At 46.5% G+C, this 18584-nt stretch carries 15 protein-coding genes and 1 tRNA gene; 14 read left to right on the top strand and 2 right to left on the bottom strand.

Going from position 1 to position 18584, the window contains the following annotated elements; translation table 11 throughout:
- Positions 1 to 185 precede the first annotated feature (185 nt).
- The gene (gene galK / locus BLV62_RS17130; protein ID WP_089763191.1) at positions 186 to 1343 is read left to right on the top strand and encodes a galactokinase; all 1158 of its coding nucleotides are present in this window, start codon (positions 186 to 188) and stop codon (positions 1341 to 1343) included.
- A 206-nt stretch (positions 1344 to 1549) separates the two neighbouring features.
- On the opposite strand, the gene BLV62_RS17125 is transcribed toward galK, so the two are convergent.
- Positions 1550 to 2944: a Gfo/Idh/MocA family protein gene (locus BLV62_RS17125; protein ID WP_089763190.1), complete on the bottom strand. Its 1395-nt coding sequence runs from the start codon at positions 2942 to 2944 to the stop codon at positions 1550 to 1552.
- A 256-nt stretch (positions 2945 to 3200) separates the two neighbouring features.
- On the opposite strand from BLV62_RS17125, the gene BLV62_RS17120 reads away from it, so the two are divergent.
- The 9 genes from BLV62_RS17120 (at position 3201) to argH (ending at position 14095) form a co-directional block, all read left to right on the top strand.
- Positions 3201 to 5249 carry an alpha-L-fucosidase gene (locus BLV62_RS17120; protein ID WP_089763189.1) on the top strand — a complete coding sequence of 683 codons (2049 nt, stop codon included), beginning with the start codon at positions 3201 to 3203 and terminating at the stop codon, positions 5247 to 5249.
- A 493-nt stretch (positions 5250 to 5742) separates the two neighbouring features.
- The gene (locus BLV62_RS17115; RefSeq protein ID WP_089763188.1) at positions 5743 to 6525 is read left to right on the top strand and encodes a GNAT family N-acetyltransferase; all 783 of its coding nucleotides are present in this window, start codon (positions 5743 to 5745) and stop codon (positions 6523 to 6525) included.
- Between the two features lie 52 nt (positions 6526 to 6577).
- Positions 6578 to 7768 (top strand): argininosuccinate synthase, encoded by a 1191-nt coding sequence (locus BLV62_RS17110; RefSeq protein ID WP_225889627.1) that lies wholly within the window; start codon positions 6578 to 6580, stop codon positions 7766 to 7768.
- 11 nt (positions 7769 to 7779) lie between these two features.
- Positions 7780 to 8763, top strand: a complete 984-nt coding sequence (argC, locus tag BLV62_RS17105; RefSeq protein WP_089763187.1) for an N-acetyl-gamma-glutamyl-phosphate reductase — start codon at positions 7780 to 7782, stop codon at positions 8761 to 8763.
- A gap of 31 nt (positions 8764 to 8794) precedes the next feature.
- Positions 8795 to 9919 carry an aspartate aminotransferase family protein gene (locus BLV62_RS17100; protein WP_089763186.1) on the top strand — a complete coding sequence of 375 codons (1125 nt, stop codon included), beginning with the start codon at positions 8795 to 8797 and terminating at the stop codon, positions 9917 to 9919.
- Between the two features lie 6 nt (positions 9920 to 9925).
- Positions 9926 to 10882 (top strand): N-acetylornithine carbamoyltransferase, encoded by a 957-nt coding sequence (locus BLV62_RS17095; RefSeq protein ID WP_089763185.1) that lies wholly within the window; start codon positions 9926 to 9928, stop codon positions 10880 to 10882.
- The gene (gene argB, locus BLV62_RS17090) at positions 10879 to 11667 is read left to right on the top strand and encodes an acetylglutamate kinase (protein WP_089763184.1); all 789 of its coding nucleotides are present in this window, start codon (positions 10879 to 10881) and stop codon (positions 11665 to 11667) included. The genes BLV62_RS17095 and argB overlap by 4 nt, the downstream gene beginning before the upstream one ends.
- A gap of 3 nt (positions 11668 to 11670) precedes the next feature.
- The gene (locus BLV62_RS17085; protein ID WP_089763183.1) at positions 11671 to 12735 is read left to right on the top strand and encodes a M20 family metallo-hydrolase; all 1065 of its coding nucleotides are present in this window, start codon (positions 11671 to 11673) and stop codon (positions 12733 to 12735) included.
- Positions 12736 to 12760: 25 nt separating this feature from the next.
- Entirely contained in the window at positions 12761 to 14095 is a 1335-nt protein-coding gene (gene argH / locus BLV62_RS17080; protein ID WP_089763182.1) for an argininosuccinate lyase, read from the top strand.
- A 144-nt stretch (positions 14096 to 14239) separates the two neighbouring features.
- Here argH and BLV62_RS17075 read toward each other — a convergent pair whose 3' ends face one another.
- Positions 14240 to 16615, bottom strand: coding sequence for a TonB-dependent receptor (locus BLV62_RS17075; RefSeq protein WP_089763181.1), 2376 nt, complete (start codon positions 16613 to 16615; stop codon positions 14240 to 14242).
- A gap of 249 nt (positions 16616 to 16864) precedes the next feature.
- Between BLV62_RS17075 and BLV62_RS17070 the strand changes: the two genes are divergently transcribed.
- The 4 genes from BLV62_RS17070 to BLV62_RS17055 all read left to right on the top strand — a co-directional run bounded on the left by BLV62_RS17070 (position 16865) and on the right by BLV62_RS17055 (position 18536).
- Positions 16865 to 17275 carry a single-stranded DNA-binding protein gene (locus BLV62_RS17070; protein ID WP_089763180.1) on the top strand — a complete coding sequence of 137 codons (411 nt, stop codon included), beginning with the start codon at positions 16865 to 16867 and terminating at the stop codon, positions 17273 to 17275.
- 132 nt (positions 17276 to 17407) lie between these two features.
- Positions 17408 to 17932, top strand: coding sequence for a Panacea domain-containing protein (locus tag BLV62_RS17065; protein WP_089763179.1), 525 nt, complete (start codon positions 17408 to 17410; stop codon positions 17930 to 17932).
- Between the two features lie 3 nt (positions 17933 to 17935).
- Positions 17936 to 18322 (top strand): hypothetical protein, encoded by a 387-nt coding sequence (locus tag BLV62_RS17060; protein ID WP_089763178.1) that lies wholly within the window; start codon positions 17936 to 17938, stop codon positions 18320 to 18322.
- Positions 18323 to 18464: 142 nt separating this feature from the next.
- Positions 18465 to 18536, top strand: a tRNA-Met gene (locus tag BLV62_RS17055).
- Positions 18537 to 18584 lie beyond the last annotated feature (48 nt).

The raw sequence follows: 18584 nt of genomic DNA, 5'->3' as shown, positions 1-18584 counted from the left end.
GATTGTCTTTTTTTATACCAGATCAGCAGAAATGGAGTTCATCCGTTTTTGCTGATCTTTTTTATAGTACCCTGATCCCTTTTCCGGTCTATTTTATTAACAGGCAGGTTGATTTTTAAAAAATCCTTTTGAATCATCCTTTTTTTATATTTTTAGGTGTAAATTTTACGTTTAATAATTTTTGAATGATACAAAAAACCAGGGCGCTGTTTGTCCAGTTATTTAAAAAAGAGCCAACAATTGTGCTGTCTCCGGGCCGGATCAACCTGATAGGTGAACATACTGATTACAATGATGGTTTTGTGTTACCCGCTGCTATCGATAAGAAAATAGTATATGCGATTGCGCCGAATCATACCCGTACATGCACTGTACATGCAGTTTTTACCAATGAAACCCAATCATTTAGTTTAGACGATGTAAAGCCTACACCAGGATGGATCAATTACTTGATGGGCGTAGTTTACCAATTGCAGGAACGCGGGTTAAATGTAGAAGGCTTTGACTGCGTACTGGCTGGCGATATTCCCGTAGGCGCCGGTATGTCTTCCTCCGCCGCCGTAGAAGGCGGGTTGGTTGCTGCCCTCGATAACCTCTTCGGTTACCGGCTTAACAGGATGGAAATGGCCCTGATAGGCCAGAAAGCGGAACACACATTCCCGGGCGTAAAATGCGGGATAATGGACCAATTTGCCAACCTGCACGGAAAAAAAGACCAGGTTATGCGCCTCGATTGCCGCAGCCTCGAATTCGAATATTTTCCTTTCAACTTCCCCGACTATAAAATAGTATTATGCAATTCTATGGTGCATCACTCGCTTGCATCATCTGAATACAATGTTCGCCGCCAGCAATGTGAAGAAGGCGTAAAGGCCATCCAGGCCAGGTACCCTGCTGTAAAATCGCTCCGCGACGCCTCCATGCAGATGCTGGATGAAGTGAAAGAACAGGTACCAGCACTCGTATATAACCGTTGCGCTTACGTTATCTCCGAGATCCAGCGCGTACAGGATGCTACCGATCACCTGAAAGCAGGCAATCTCCAGGCATTCGGAGAACTGATGTATGCTACCCACGAAGGACTGAGCAAATTATATGAAGTAAGTTGCCCGGAACTGGATTACCTGGTATCCCTGGCCCGTACACGCCCTGAAGTAGCAGGCGCCCGCGTTATGGGAGGCGGTTTCGGCGGCTGTACCATCAACCTGGTAAAAGCAGACAAGGTAGATGAGTATGTAGCGTTCATCCAGGATAGTTATAAAGCACAATTCGGGAAAGTCCCCGAAGTATACGTCACCATCATCGAAGACGGCGTAAAAGTGCTGATCCCCAGCATCGCCTAGTTTCACGCAAAGGGTTTCGCGCAAAGAAGCAAAGGAGCAAAGAAGCAAAGGATTTTGTTTTAAGAAGAATAAGAAAGCAAAGGAGCGAAATTATGTTATAATAACACATAACATAATTTCGCTCTTTTGCTTCTTAAAATTCGCTTCGATCAAAAATTCTTTGCTTCTTTGCTCCTTTGCTTCTTTGCGTGAAACTCCTTTGCGTGCTAATATTGGTCGTCGAGCGCGAAGATAGGAGTGCGGTTCATCCAGCGTCCGCGGGTGAAGTCCGGGATGAATTGGACGTTACCGCCTTCTGCAACGGATTGTTCGCTCAGCGGAGTGATCGCGTACCAGGTAGCCATGTCGTATACATCAAGCGGGTATGGCGCTCCACGTTTTACGCATTCCAGGAAAGCGTTCAGCACGAACCAGTCCATACCTCCGTGACCTGCTCCCTTCGCATCTTTACTGAAACGTTTCCACAGCGGGTGATCATATTTCGCGAAGTAGCTGTTAGGATCATCGAAGCTGCCGGTTTGCTCCCATTCATCGTTCGGGCTCTTATGCTCTACGTAAATGCTTTTCTGATCATCCATCCACAGGCCATTGGTACCTTGAACGCGGAAGTTCAGGGAGTAAGGACGCGGAGAGTTGGTATCGTGCGACAACATAATTGTTTCGCCGTTGTTCGTTTTGATCAGGGTAGACACGATATCGCCTAATTTGAATTCAACCTTTGCGTTCGGATGATCAGGGCCTCCGTTATCTACGATGTATTTATGCAGACCGCGTGATTTGGTGGCCATGGAAGTCAGCGACACCAGGCGGTTACCGCGGTTGATATTGATATAGTTGTTGATCGGACCCAGGCCGTGAGACGGATAGAGGTCGCCGTTGCGGTGAACGGAGTGGTTGGTCCTCCATTTGGCTTCAGACAGCGCTTTCTCTCCAAATTCAACGCCGCCGCCATAATACTGCTTGCCATTGTTGAATTTTACCGGGCGAAGATCATGCTGGTAACCGCCCTGCAAGTGGATCAGTTCACCGAATAATCCCTGGCGCACCATGTTCAGTACTGCCATTACATCACGGCGGTAACACACGTTTTCCATACCAAATACAGGGATGCCTGTAGCTTCGCTGGTATTTACCAGCTCCCAGCACTCCTGGATATCAGAAGCGCCGCAAACTTCTACAGCCGGGGTTTTACCGGCTTTCATCGCTGCAATGGCCATGATGCTATGCCATTCCCATGGCGTTGCAATTACTACGGCGTCAATGTCGTCGCGTTTTAGAAGGTTGTGGAAATCTTCAGGTCCGTTAGTGTATTCAGCTACTTTTTTCTTGGTACCATAAGCCTTTTCGATCATGGCTTTTGCTTTAGGTACAGTGTAGGCAGTGTCGGGATCCGCGAACGCAATTACATCGGCGTCGTCGCGGTGTAAGAAGAAGTTCAGGTGTCCAAGACCGCGTGCTCCCACGCCAATCAGGCCAATTCTAACTTTAGGCATTTTTTCATTGGCAAATAATTTGGCAGACGAGCCGAGCATAGAAAGCCCTACGCCCGCTGCTACCGTGTTTTTCAGAAAGCTTCTGCGATGCAGTGGTTGTTTATTCATTGTTCAAAGTTTATCTGCGTATATAATGATACGTTCCGAAGGGACTAAATTTATAAAAATTGCTTTATCCAAACCAATGTGTTTCATAATATTCTTACATTTTTATGATAAACGGCTGCTTTTAAGGAAATTTCTTCCGGCCGGGATCATGACAATGATAATATTAAATTACAAAAGGGGAATATCAAGTCATAACGTTTGTATATCTGCCCTATCTTCGCTAAGATCCTTTATTTTATATTACAGTTCTACAACAATGAAAAAAAGCTTGTTATTGCTGGCCGGATTACTGGGCTGCGGTATCGCAAAAACCCAGGATATCCAACCCTATGGGGCATTACCTTCTGCTGCGCAGGTAGCATGGAATGACCTGGAGTACTACATGTTCATTCACTTCGGTCCGAATACCTTCACCAATAAGGAATGGGGGCACGGAGATGAAGATCCCAAAGTATTCAATCCGAAACATCTTGATGCACGGCAATGGGCCCGCACAGCGAAACTGGCGGGAATGAAAGGCATCGTGATCACCGCCAAACATCATGATGGTTTCTGCCTCTGGCCAAGCAAATACAGCACGCATACCGTCAGGGAAAGCGCCTGGAAAGACGGCAAAGGAGATGTATTGGCCGAATTGTCTGCCGCCTGCAAGGAGTACGGCCTGAAGTTCGGCGTGTATCTTTCGCCCTGGGACCGCAACCATCCTGCCTATGGCACCGCGGAGTACAACCAGATCTTCGCCAATACCCTCAACGAAGTATTATCAGGCTACGGCCCTGTTTTCGAGCAATGGTTCGATGGCGCCAATGGCGGTAATATCAAACAACCTTACGATTGGAAGCTGTTTCACAGCGTAGTATATAGAAATCAACCCAACGCGATCATTTTCAGCGACGTAGGACCCGGATGCCGTTGGGTAGGAAATGAAAACGGCTTTGCCGGCACTACTAACTGGAGTACATTAAATGTATCAGGCTTCACGCCGGGCGTAGGCGCACCGCCCACCAAATCCCTGAACGAAGGCGATGAAGACGGTGAAAAATGGATACCTGCCGAATGTGATGTCTCCATCCGGCCAGGATGGTTTTACAGTCCTGACACCGATGATAAGGTTAAATCAGTAAGCGACCTGCTGGAGATCTATTATGCCTCCGTTGGGCGCAACGGTAACCTCATCCTGAACGTGCCGGTAGACCGGGATGGATTGATCCACCCGAACGATTCCACCCGCCTGATGGAACTGCGGCGGGTATTAGACGCATCTTTCAAAACAAACCTGGCAAAAAATGCCCTGGTTACTGCCACCAACACCCGCAGCGGGAATCCCGCTGTCAGTATCCGCAACCTTACAGACGGGAAGAATGCTACCTACTGGGCGGCGGCAGACGGAAAAACAGAGGCTACCTTCGAACTCTCTTTCAGGCAACCTGTAACCTTCAACCGGCTGGTATTGCAGGAATATATCGCCCTGGGCCAGCGTGTAAAAGCATTTTCAGTATCTGTGCTGGAAAACGGCAGGTATAAAGAAGTGGCAAAAGAAACTACGGTAGGCCATAAACGCATCCTGCGCCTGCCTGATATTACTACTGCCAAAGTAAAGATCACCATTTTAGACGCCAAGGCGGCTCCGGTGATCAACGAGATCCAGTTGTACAAGGCTCCCGCGGTGATGGCTACCCCGGTGATTACCCGTAATGCCGCCGGCGAGGTGACTATAAATGGCGTTGCTTCTCCTGATGTAACCGTGCATTACACCACCGACGGCAGCGTTCCTGGCGCCAAATCGCCCGTTTACCATCACGGCCAGGCGATCCAACTGCCACAGGGCGGTACAGTAAAGGCAAGGGCATTTATTAATAATGGCGCCACTGCCGGAGAAACAGTTACCGCCGTTTTCGGCGTTGCGCCTGCCAGGTGGACCGTTGTAGGCAGCGATGATAAGAAAGCCATCGACGGGAACGCCAATACGGTGTACGTGGCCGACAGGAACGAAATCCAGGTTGACCTGCATGAAACCCTGCACCTGTCTGGCTTTACCTATACTCCGCCGGCATCCGACGACCATGGAGAAACGATTTCTATCTATGGTTATGAATTTTATGTAAGCAATGATGGCGCTAACTGGAAAAAGGTATCCGCCGGCCAGTTCGCCAATATCAAGAACAATCCTGTTCCGCAAACGGTGAACTTCGCTCCAACTGAGGCAAAATTCATCAGGTTGGTGGCCACCTCCCTGACAGACGAAAAAGGCAAATTCCCGGCTATCGCAGAGCTGGGGGTTTTTGCACGCAAAGCTGGTAAGTAGGGGGAAGAGCGCAAAGAAGATTTAATATTGTATATTATTCACAAAGAGGTATTTAAGAATATAATTTTCTTAAATACCTCTTTTTTTTCTTAAAATTCCTTAAAAAACCTTTGCGCTCTTCCCCCAACTTACCGTCTTTGCGTGCAATTTTCCAAAACCGCGAAAAAAAATCGATATTTTAAAAAGATATTATTATAACTTTGCGGGTATTCTAAACTAAAGACAATATTTATAACAATTTAACGCTGAACTGAAGTTGGAAAAAACCGCAACTTATACCAACATCTCTGCATATCATACCCGTTTAAACAAAGGGGTATATTCTGTTGGGTTCAATGTCTTTAGATTTCTTCTCCGACGACCTAGAATTTGATAGCGACATCGTTTTCATAACAATCGCTATCGCACCGTGATTTCCCAATCCTCCGGTGAGCCTTCCTGTTAAAGGAAATTTTCAATGTAGTTTATTGATTCACGATTTCAATTTAAAAAGTTGGAAAATCAACATATCATCGTTAGGGTAGCCACTCCTGACGATATTCACTATTCAAATACCATCACAGACGAGATGGAAGCGTCAGCAAAGGCAAGAGGAACCGGCATTGCTAAACGTTCGCCCGAGTATATCGAGTTAAAAATGAACGAAGGCAAGGCGGTGATCGCAGTAACGGAAAGTGGCGACTGGGTTGGCTTTTGCTATATCGAGGCATGGGGCCACGAGAAGTTTGTTGCCAACTCAGGTCTGATCGTTAACCCGGCATTCAGAGGGCATGGAGTTGCTAAATCTATCAAGAAAAAAATATTCGAACTGTCAAGGGAACGCTACCCCGATGCGAAGATCTTCGGGCTGACCACCGGTCTGGCTGTGATGAAGATCAACTCCGAGCTGGGGTATGAGCCTGTTACCTATTCCGAACTGACAGATGATGAAGAGTTCTGGAAAGGCTGCAGAAGCTGTGTGAACTTTGATATCCTGACTGCAAAGAACAGGAAGAACTGCCTTTGTACCGCAATGCTCTACGACCCGGTAGAGAAACTGAAAGAAGCGGAAGAAAGAGCAATGGCCGATAAAGCGGCGGCAGAAGCAGCGCAGAAGAAAACGCAACTCTCTGTCAGCCCCCAGGGACATATCCAGCACGACCGCCGTCATCGCGGGTTTAAAGGAAATATTAAACTCTACGAACGATGGCTGCGCTTCAAAAGATATGTGCTCCTGAAAAGTAAAAAAGAAGGCGGAGCCGCCGGACCTAAAAAGAAATTTTTCCTGTTCTTCTAACAAAAGCAGGCTGTAAATATTGTTATCTGGAATTATAAAAAAAGATGTCATAATGAAAAAAGTAGTACTGGGATTTAGCGGAGGACTTGATACTTCCTATTGCGTTAAATATCTGACCGAAGAAAAAGGTTACGAAGTGCATTCTGTGATCGTTAACACAGGCGGTTTTTCTGAAGAAGAACTGCAGGAAATAGAAAGACGCGCTTACAACCTGGGCGTTAAAAGTCATAAAACTGTTAATGCAATACATTCTTATTATGATGGCGTAATAAAATACCTCATCTTCGGTAATGTACTGAAGAACAATACTTACCCGCTGAGCGTAAGCGCAGAGCGTATGAGCCAGGCGCTGGCCATTGCAGAATACGTGAAAGAAGTGGGTGCAGACGCAGTAGCTCACGGCAGCACTGGTGCTGGTAACGACCAGGTGAGGTTCGACATGGTTTTCCATATCATGATCCCCGGAGTTGAGATCATTACCCCGATCCGTGATATGAAACTGAGCAGGGAAGAAGAAATTTCTTACCTGAAATCAAAAGGTGTACAGATGAACTTCGACAAAGCTGTATACTCTATCAACAAAGGTTTATGGGGTACTTCCGTAGGAGGTAAAGAAACCCTGACTTCTAACGGTATGCTGCCGGAAGAAGCCTGGCCTACCCAATTGACCAAACAGGGAGAAGAACAGGTTAAACTGGTTTTCACCAAAGGTGAACTGACCGGCGTCAACGATAAAACATTCGATCATCCGTCTGCAGCCATTCAATACCTGCAAACTATTGCCGGTCCTTTCGCGATCGGTCGCGATATCCATGTTGGCGATACCATTATCGGTATCAAAGGCCGCGTAGGTTTTGAAGCCGCCGCCCCAATGGTGATCATCAAAGCGCACCATGCACTGGAAAAACATGTGCTGACCAAATGGCAACTTACCTGGAAAGACCAGCTGGCTCAATTCTACGGTAACTACATGCACGAAGGCCAGATCATGGACCCTGTAATGCGCGATATCGAAGCCTTCCTGCAACATACCCAGGAAAATGTAACCGGCGAAGTATATGTTACCCTGATGCCTTACCGCTTCCAGGTTACCGGTATCCAGTCGCCTTACGACCTGATGAGCAGCAAATTCGGCAAATACGGTGAAATGAACAGTGGCTGGTCAGGCGAAGACGTAAGAGGCTTCAGCAAGATCTTCGGTAACCAGACTATGATCTGGCATCAGGTTAAAAATTCTATCTAAATCATCAGCTCATGGCACAGGAGAAAAAAATAAAAGCAGGGATTGTAGGAGGCGCCGGGTATACTGGTGGTGAAATGATCAGGATCTTACTGAACCATCCGGACGTCACTGTTTCGTTTGTTCATAGCCGTAGTAACGCCGGCAACCCGTTGTATGCGGTACATGCCGACCTGCTGGGAGAAACTGACCTGTTGTTCACCGGCGAGTTGAGCAACGATGTGGATGTAGTATTCTTATGCCTGGGACATGGCGAATCCGTGAAGTTCATGGAATCTGCCGACCTGGCTGCACATATTAAAGTAATTGACCTGAGCCAGGACTTCCGCCTGGGAGAAATGGTGAAAGGGCGCACTTTCGTTTATGGATTGCCGGAAATGCAACGCGATGTGATCAGAACAGCGCAGAATGTTGCCAATCCCGGTTGCTTTGCAACTGCCATCCAGTTGGGCTTATTGCCGCTGGCTGCCAACGGCCTGTTAACGGATGTGCATACAACAGGTATCACCGGTTCTACAGGCGCAGGTCAGAAACTGCAATCCACTTCTCATTTTACCTGGAGAGCGAACAATATTTCTACCTATAAAGTACTGGACCATCAACATCTCAGGGAGATCCGACGAAGCTTACAGCAACTGCAACCCGGCTTCAGTGGCGAAGTGAACTTTGTTCCGGTGCGTGGCGATTATCCAAGAGGCATCTGGATCACTTCTTACCTGAAAAGCGACCTTTCGCTGGCGGATGCAGTAAAGCTGTATAAAGATTATTACGACGGCCATCCGTTCACTCACGTAAGTGAAAAGCAGATAGATCTGAAACAGGTTGTTAACACTAACAAATGTATCATCCAGTTAGAAAAGATTGGAGATAGGTTAGTGATCCACTCGATCGAGGACAACCTGCTGAAAGGAGCTTCCGGACAAGCAGTTCAGAACATGAACCTGATGTGCGGACTGGATGAAACAGCCGGTCTTAAACTGAAGTCAATCGTATTCTAAGATTTGATGACGCTCTAACTTTTTAGCCAACATGAAACCGTTCGACGTTTACCCGGTAAACAATATAGTAATAGAAAAAGCGCTAGGTTCCCACGTCTGGGACGACCAGGGCAATCAATATCTCGACCTTTACGGTGGCCACGCCGTTATTTCTATCGGCCATACCCATCCTCACTATGTGAAAAGGTTGACAGACCAGCTGAATAAAGTTGGTTTCTATTCCAACTCAGTTAAAATGCCGTTGCAGGAGCAGTTGGCAGCATTATTAGGCAAAGTATCAGGCAAGGAAGATTACCATTTATTCCTTTGCAACTCCGGTGCTGAAGCCAATGAAAACGCGCTGAAATTAGCTTCTTTCTATAATGGCAGGAAAAAAGTGATCGCATTCCGGAAATCTTTCCACGGAAGAACTTCACTGGCCGTAGCAGCTACAGATAATCCAAATATCGTAGCGCCGGTTAACCAGACAGACAATGTAGTGTTCCTTCCCTGGGAAGATGAAGCTGCACTGGAAGCTGCATTCAAAGAATACGAAGTGTCTTCGGTGATCATAGAAGGCATCCAGGGCGTTGGCGGTATCAATGTAGCCAGCGAGTCTTTCCTTCGCAAGATCAGGAGCCTGTGCGACCAGTATAACGCAGTGTTTATCGCAGATGCTATCCAATGCGGTTATGGCAGAAGCGGTAAGTTCTACAGCCACGATTATGCAGGTGTGAATGCAGATATTTATACCATGGCAAAAGGTATCGGTAATGGTTTCCCATTGGGAGCCATCAGCATTGCCCCGAAGTTCAAAGCAGTACACGGCATGCTGGGTACTACCTTTGGCGGCAATCACCTGGCCTGTGCTGCGGCGCTTGCCGTGCTGGAAGTAATGGAAGAAGAGAAACTGATAGACAATGCAGCAAAGATCGGCGGCTACCTCATAGAGCAGTTAAAGAACTTCAAAGAAGTACTGGAAGTAAGAGGCCGTGGATTGATGATAGGCATCCAGTTGCCTGAATCGCTGGCGCATGTGAAAAAAGACCTGTTGATGAAACACCGGATCTTCACAGGAGAAGCCAAACCTAATGTGATCAGGTTGCTGCCTTCGCTGGCTTTGACCAAAGAGCATGCAGACCAGTTTTTAGAAGCATTTAGTAAAGAAGTGAAATAAAAGGAAATGAAACAGTTTATTTCTACAGCAGATGTTCCCAGTGTCCCGAGACTTGTAGACATTGCGTTGAACTATAAAGCAGATCCTTTCAGAGATAAGGAGTTGGGAAAGAATAAGACAGTGGGAATGATATTTCTGAACCCCAGTTTGCGTACCCGTCTCAGTACGCAGGTGGCAGCCAGGAACCTTGGCATGGAAGCTATTGTGTTCAACATCGACAAAGAAGGATGGGCGCTGGAAATGAATGATGGCGTTGTAATGAATGGCAATACCACCGAACATGTGAAAGAAGCGGCAGCGGTAATGGGACAGTATTTCGATATACTGGCCATCCGTACTTTTCCTGGCTTGAAGAATAAGGAAGAAGATTATACAGAGAAATATATCAACCAGTTCATTAAATATGCCGGTGTACCGGTAGTTAGCCTGGAAAGCGCTACCCTGCATCCTTTACAGAGCCTTACAGATGTAATTACCATCAGGGAACACTGGAACCAGCCCCGCAAACCAAAGGTGGTAATGACCTGGGCTCCGCATGTTAAAGCGCTGCCGCAGGCTGTTCCTAATTCTTTCGCTCAGTGGATGAACGCCTGGGGAGAAGCTGATTTTGTGATCACTCACCCCGAAGGGTATGAACTGGACGAGAAATTCTCCGGCAATGCACGTATCGAATATAACCAGGATAAAGCCCTGCAGGATGCAGACTTCGTGTATGTAAAGAACTGGTCTTCGTATCGTGATTATGGAAAGATCATTAACACTGATCCTTCCTGGACCTTCACTAATGCTAAACTGGCGTTGACTAATTCGGCAAAAGTAATGCACTGTTTACCTGTCCGTAGAAATGTGGTGATTGCCGATGAAGTACTGGATGGTCCGCAGTCTATAGTTATTCAGGAAGCCGGCAACCGCGTATGGGCGGCGCAGGCGGTACTGAGTGAAATACTCAAAGCAAAAGTATGATTGACCTGTTTATTATAAAGGTAGGCGGAAACGTTATTGATAACCCGGCATTGTTGCAGACTTTCATCGAAAAGTTTGCAACAATACCGGGTAAAAAGATCCTGATCCATGGCGGTGGTAAAATTGCCACCCGGATCGGCGATAAGCTGGGTATTGAGTCGAAGTACGTGGATGGCAGGCGCATTACAGATGCAGAAACCATTGACGTAGTAACGATGGTTTACGGCGGTTTGGTGAACAAACAACTGGTAGCCAGGTTGCAGGCCAATCAATGTAACGCGATAGGACTCACCGGCGCAGACGCCAATATCATCCCTGCAGTTAAAAGACCTGTGAAAACCATCGACTACGGATTTGTAGGCGATGTATATCCTGAACAACTGAATATCGCCCCGCTGAAAGCCTTGCTGGAAGCCGGCGTTACTCCGGTATTTGCTCCGCTGACCCATGATGGGAAAGGACAAATGCTGAATACCAATGCCGACACGATCGCTTCCTCTTTAGCTATCGCATTGTCGGCCAGCTATGCCGTTCGCCTTATCTACTGCTTCGAAAAGAAAGGAGTATTGAGCGACCCGAACGATGATAACGCTGTCATTAACCTCATCAACAAAGAGATATACCAGCAGCTACTGGACAATAAAGTACTCTCTGACGGCATATTGCCCAAGTTGCAGAATGCATTCGGGGCAATAGACAACGGAGTAAAGGAAGTATTGATCGGACATGCAGATGATGTGTTGAGCAATACAACTGCAACAGTAGCGGGTACCTTAATATGCTAAAAAATGTGGAACGAAAAACTATATGATGTGGCCGTGGCTTTGCTGAAGCAAATGATAGCCACCCCTTCATTAAGCCGGGAAGAAGCCGATACCGCGCAGTTGATCAGCGAATTCCTGACTGCCATGGATATTCCTCATGAACGTCACCTGAATAATATTTGGGCCTACAACAAACATTACGATCCTGCCAAACCTAATATACTTTTAAACTCGCATCACGACACCGTAAAACCCAACCCGCAATATACCCGGGATCCGTTCAGTCCCGATGTGGAAGACGGCAAGCTATACGGCTTAGGGAGCAACGATGCCGGCGGATGCCTGGTTAGCCTGATTGCAACTTTCCTGCATTTCTACCAACGTACGGATCTCAACTATAATATCATTCTTTCAGCTACCGCAGAAGAAGAGATCAGCGGCCAGAATGGTGTGGAAAGCATCCTGTCTAAATTACCGGCTATAGAATTTGCCATTGTAGGAGAACCTACTTTAACACAACTGGCTATAGCAGAAAAAGGCCTGATGGTACTGGATTGTACGAGTACCGGCAAAGCAGGCCACGCTGCCAGGGAAGAAGGAGAAAATGCGCTGTATAAAGCATTGCCTGACCTGAACTGGTTTAAGGATTATCGCTTTCCCAAGGTATCGCCCACACTGGGACCGGTGAAAATGAGCGTAACGGTGATCAATACTTCCAATAAAGCACATAACGTAGTACCTGCCGACTGCACCTTTGTAGTAGATGTAAGGGCTACGGATCAATATACCCTGGAGGAAATACTGGAAACTATCAAAGCGAACGTTTCCTGCGAAGTGAAGCCGCGCTCCATGCGGATGCGTCCTTCCTTCATTCCTATGGATCACCCGTTTGTACAGGCGGGTCTGGCTGTAGGTAAAACCTGTTACGGGTCGCCTACGACGTCCGACCAGGCGTTGATCCCGGCAACTTCCGTGAAAATGGGGCCCGGCGATTCTGCCCGTTCTCATACCGCAGATGAATTTATTTACTTGCACGAGATCAAAGAAGGCATAGACAGTTATATTCGCCTGCTGGAAATGATCCAGTAAGCATAACAAACAAAATTCTTAGAACATGAAATTGTGGCAAAAAGATAAAGTAGCATTGGAGTCGGTAGAACAGTTCACGGTAGGTAAAGACCGTGAAATGGATGCATACCTGGCCCCATTTGACGTACTGGGCTCTATGGCCCACATTACCATGCTGCAATCAATTGGCCTGTTGGATGCAACAGAATTAAAAATATTGAAGCAGGAACTGCGCAACATCTACCAGGAAATACAGGCAGGCAATTTTAAACTGGAAGAAGGAGTGGAAGATATTCACTCGCAGGTTGAGCTGTTGCTGACCCGCCGCCTGGGTGAAGTAGGGAAGAAGATACATAGCGGCAGATCACGCAACGACCAGGTGCTGGTAGACCTGAAATTATTCCTGCGCCATGAGTTGCAGGACATCGTATCTGAAGTGCTTGCCCTCTTCCATCTCCTGCAGCAACAAAGCGAAACATATAAGAACCGCCTGATGCCGGGTTATACACACCTGCAGATCGCGATGCCATCCTCTTTCGGGTTATGGTTTGGCGCCTATGCAGAAAGCCTGGTCGATGATCTCACTATGTTGCAGGGCGCATACAAAGTGGTGAATAAGAACCCGCTGGGTTCTGCTGCTGGTTATGGTTCTTCCTTCCCTTTAGACAGAACTTTAACAACCGCGTTGCTGGGTTTTGATACGCTTAACTACAACGTAGTGTACGCGCAGATGGGTCGTGGTAAAACCGAAAAACTGGTGGCCTTTGCCTTGTCGGGTATTGCAGCTACTGTTGCAAAAATGGCGATGGATATGACGTTGTTCATGAACCAGAATTTCGGGTTTGTGAGTTTCCCTGATGAGCTGACCACAGGTTCCAGCATTATGCCGCATAAAAAGAACCCGGATGTATGGGAGTTGATCCGTTCGCACGGTAATAAATTACAGGCTTTGCCTAACGAGATCGCTATGATGATCACCAACCTGCCTTCAGGCTACCATCGCGATCTGCAACTGCTGAAAGAAAACCTCTTCCCGGCTTTCCAGACATTGAAAGATTGCCTGAGGATGAGTCGCCTGATGCTGGAAAACATCCGCATCAAAGACCAGATCCTTGACGATGAAAAATACCAGTATCTTTTCAGCGTGGAAGTAGTGAACAACCTGGTGTTGCAGGGAGTGCCATTCAGAGAAGCATACAAACAGGTTGGGCTGGACATTGAAAAAGGTACTTTCTCTCCTGCTAAAGAAGTGAACCATACGCATGAAGGAAGTATTGGCAATTTATGTACAGCAGAGATCAAGGCGCAGATGGAAGCAGTGGTGAAGGGCTTCCCGTTTGAATCGGTTGATAAAGCGATTGAGCGGTTATTGAATGATTGATATTGTAAGGTAAGTTATAGGAGGCCGGAGGAGTTATAATTCTTCCGGCTTTTTTTTGGCAGGTCCTATAAACCTGATTGTAAGTAAAAGGCTGATCCGACTTATATGTCAGATCAGCCTTCTGATCGTATACACAGGATATGGCTAGAAACCAATAGTAACACCGGCAAAGAAATTGGTACCGGCCATCGGGTAATAGTAATTATCATACACCACCCGGTTGCTGTTGGTATCAAAGTATGGCCAGGTGCTTCCATTCGGCTCGTACTTTTTGTTGAAGATATTGTTCAGCATGAACTGTAATCCCAGTTCCCTGAATAGTTTCTGCGGAATGGAGTAGTTGATGCGTAAATTGCTAACGAAGTAAGGGTCCAGGCTTCCTTCCTTGTTGCCTGTATTATCCATGTACTGGCGGCTTACATATTTTCCTACCAGGTCGATGTTCAGGCGTTGCAGGGGCCTGGCGGTGAGGGTAGCGCCTCCAACGAAAGAAGGGGAGAAGGAAATATTCGCTCTTTTGATGAGCTGAACATGAGCTTCACCGGCGCCGTCGTACGTTACTGCGCTGTAATCCAGTACCTTGTTGCTACTCAATGCGCCGTTGGCCGCTATGCTGAAAACAGGAGAGAGGTTAACGGTACCATTCACTTCAACGCCTAAACGATAACTCTTAGGGATATTGGTTCTCATATAAGCCCCAACATCGGTCAGTTGGCCCGTTTGTACCAGTTGGTTTTTGTAGCGCATGTAGTAAACATTGGCTTCTACAATAGCTTTTTTATTTCTCCAGCTATAACCGGCTTCTATATCCTGCAACTCTTCGGGTTCAGGAACCTTGGCGCCATAGTTGGTTTCAAAGTCGCTGCGGGTAGGCTCTTTATGCGCAATGGCAATGGACGCGAATACCCTGTTGGCGTCGTTCAGGTTGTAGGAAACGCCGGCTTTAGGGTTGAAGAAATTATAATTAACGTGCTCTATGTATGTTGGAGCAGCTTCAAATCCATCAGCGTGGTAGCGGATATTGCGATACTGTGCATCGGCAAATACGCTGAAGCGGTTAGTGATCTTGTATTCTCCTTTCCAGTAAATATTGAAATCATTTTTCTGGGCAGGATAGCGATAGTATTCATGATCTTTATCTACGCCCACCTGCGCCCAGATGATCTTGCCGTAGTGGTCGCCGGTATACCTGTTCCAGCCTCCGCCTACGCTCCAGTTGAATTTCTCTCCCGTACGGTTTACAGAAAATACAGTACCATAAAAGTAGTTATCCAGCCATAACTGGCGAACCAGGTCGGTAGTATGAACAGAATCGCCGTTGATGATAGGGTAGTCTAATCCGTAGTCGCCAAACGACTGACCTGCTTTATATTGTTCGTAGTACCCTCTTCCTCTTGCCAGGTGCAGGGCTACGTTGAAGTTCAGGTGAGTATTGATCTCCTGGTTCAGGAATAGCTGGTAATGATCCTGTTGGTAGTTATCTGTTTCGTTGTCGTAAGGCGTGCCTGGTTTTGCGGTGCCGGCTGAGTTATAGGTGCGGTCAGTTTCCAGTTTATCTGCCGGTACGCCGTTCCATGCCTGGTATGTTTTTTCTTTACCGGAGAAAACGTTCAGGCGTATGGCTGTTTTGTCGGAGATGTAGGCGGCAGAAGTATAGAAAGAACGGAGGTCGGAAGTTGCGCGATCGATGTAGCCGTCGGACGAGATCTTCGACAGGCGGGCGTCGATAGTGAAGTGGTTGTTGATAAGGCCGGAACCAACTTTAACAGTGTTCTTCCAGCTGTTGAAAGAGCCGTAGCTGCTGCTGATCTCGCCGTATGCCTTTTCGTTGAATTCGTTGGTCGACAGGTTCAGGGAAGCGCCGAATGCGCCTGCACCGTTGGTTGAAGTTCCTACGCCGCGTTGCAATTGGATACTGCTGGTAGAGGAAGCGAAATCCGGCATGTTCACAAAGAAGGTACCCTGTGATTCTGCGTCGTTGATGGGGATACCGTTCACAGTAACGTTGATGCGGGTAATGTCGGAACCGCGTACCCGGATACCGGTGTAGCCGATACCTGTTCCGGCGTCGGAGTTGGTGACAACGGCCGGTTGCTGATCCAGCAGGAGCGGCAGATCCTGGCCCAGGTTCTGTTTTTTGATCTCGGCGGCTGTGAGCGTGGTGTTAACGAACGGCGCATTCTTGCCAGCCCTCAGACTGCTGATCTCAACAGGTTTCACGTACAGGGCGATACTTTCCAGCGAAATATTCAGTTGTTCGTTGGCGCCTGTGTTGTTGATGGTAGTTGAATAGGTTTTATAGCCTACAGAACTGGCTGTTAAGGTATAGGTACCAGCTTTGGAGAGGCGTATCTGGTAATATCCTGCCTGGTTGGTTAAGTCGCCTGTTTTGTTGATACTGATAGTTACACCCTGTAAAGGTTTGCCGGTTGATTGGTCGGTAACTGTACCTGTGATCAGCGACTGTGCATGTAAAGCGCCGGCTATGCAAAGCAGCGCTAATAACATTAGCTGTCTCATTTAAGTATGTCTGTTTTCTATTTTTTCAATTCCTAACCAGCATTACCTGGTCCAGGTTCCGTGGGTGTGATCTCAGCCTGAAAAGTAAGGCACCCCATGTATGAATTTGCGTGTAACGCAGGTACAAAGGTATAACTGTCATCTTTAAAATAAGAAATTATTTTTCGGCTCCATAAAAATGCCGTAATTTGAAGAGGTACTTCTTTAGATCATCATTTCTAAATTTTTAACCATTAATCTTTATTACTGATGATCAGAATGCAACTAATCGGGCATTTAGGCCGCGACGTAGTGAAAAAAGAAGTCAACGGTGCGAAAGTGTTCTCTTTCCCGGTAGCCGTCAACGAGCGTTTTAAAAATTCGCTGGGGGTATTGGAAGAAAGAACCACCTGGATCGATTGTTCTTTATGGGAACGGGGAGAAAATGTAGCGCCTTACCTCACTCAAGGCACGTTAGTGTTCCTGGATGGTTTTCCGAAAGCAGACGCTTATGTGAACCAAAGTACCGGGGCATTGACAGGTAGCTTTAAACTGAGGGTTTATTCGTTGCAGCTGCTAAGCAGGAAAGACGAAGAAAGAAGGAAAGCGATTCTTTCGGATGTACCTGTTTCTGAAGCAGAGCCTGTCCAGGAGCAACCCGCTGACGACCTTCCATTTTAACAGATCCGTATTTGTATTCCAATAAAAGCCAGCTTATCGCTGGCTTTTTTATTTTCGGGCCTCTATACTTATAATATTTGGAGTTAATGTGTTTATTGGTTAAATTGCTAAAAATAATAGTAAAAGAGCAACATGTACAAGGTGGAGGCCATAGCTAATTATTTCATAGAAAAGGGGATCTTAACAGATAATCCTGTTAATCCCATGAAATTACAGAAATTGCTTTTCTATGCCTATGGCTGGTATTATGCGTTGTTTGACAAGAAGTTGTTTGGAGACTCTATTCAGGCGTGGCAGTATGGTCCGGTGATTCCGGCCATTTACCATGATGTGAAAGGCTATGGCAATTATCCGATCACTACTCTTATATCTAAGGGAATTGGGAAAGAGGGCAGTATGTTTTCCTTCCACTACAATACTCCAAAAGTTGATGCTGAAAAAGACGGAGAGCTGATCAATTTCCTGGATGCTATGTGGAACGTATATTCAAAATATAGCGCAGTTAACCTTTCCACGGCTACCCATGCAGTAGGAACACCCTGGCATGACGTGGCAAAAACGTATGATTTTGTACTTCCCAAAGGGGCAATCATCAACGATTCCTTAATCAAAGATTATTTTATCAGTGAAAAAAAGAAAATAGAAAGCAAGAATTAAAATATGGATTTTCGCCGGCTGTTTTCTAATTATACCCCTATTCAACCAGAGCAAACCCCGGATGATGCGACCAGGGAGGGAGTATTTAATTACGATCTCGAGAACAAAAAGCATGATATCGCATTTAAGAAATCATATTTGAAAACCCGGAAGTGGGTTGGATTTTGGACATTTTTATTAGTCTGGGTCTGGTTGGCGTCAATGCTCTTTTTTGTTTTGTGCAAGGGTACCCGCATGATACCCGGAACATGTTATGGATTTGATTTGCCGGATGGAGTTATCATCGCATTGGTTACTACCACAACCGTGACAGTGGTCGCTTTTTTGACAATCGTGATAAAAGATTTATTTCCTAAAGGAAGTGGCAATGGAGACGTGGGGCCTCAATAAAAGCAATTATCTTTTATCCGGCTTTTTATATTCATCAGACCATAACTAACGAACCATTCCAAAAGGAATTGTATACGCAGAAACTAATTTTTTTAGAAATTTTTGGTTGTTAAGAAATTGTATCCTATCTTTGCACCCTCATTGCGAGGTAGAGCAGAGGTAGCTCGTCGGGCTCATAACCCGAAGGTCAGTGGTTCGAATCCGCTCCTCGCTACAAATAACGCTGAAGAGCGATAAAGATAAGGGCCGAAGAAATTCGGCT

This window comes from Chitinophaga terrae (ex Kim and Jung 2007), assembly GCF_900107795.1.
GTDB lineage: Bacteria > Bacteroidota > Bacteroidia > Chitinophagales > Chitinophagaceae > Chitinophaga > Chitinophaga terrae.
Note: the sequence above shows the minus strand (reverse complement) of the source record. Positions and strands in the feature narration are given on the sequence as shown.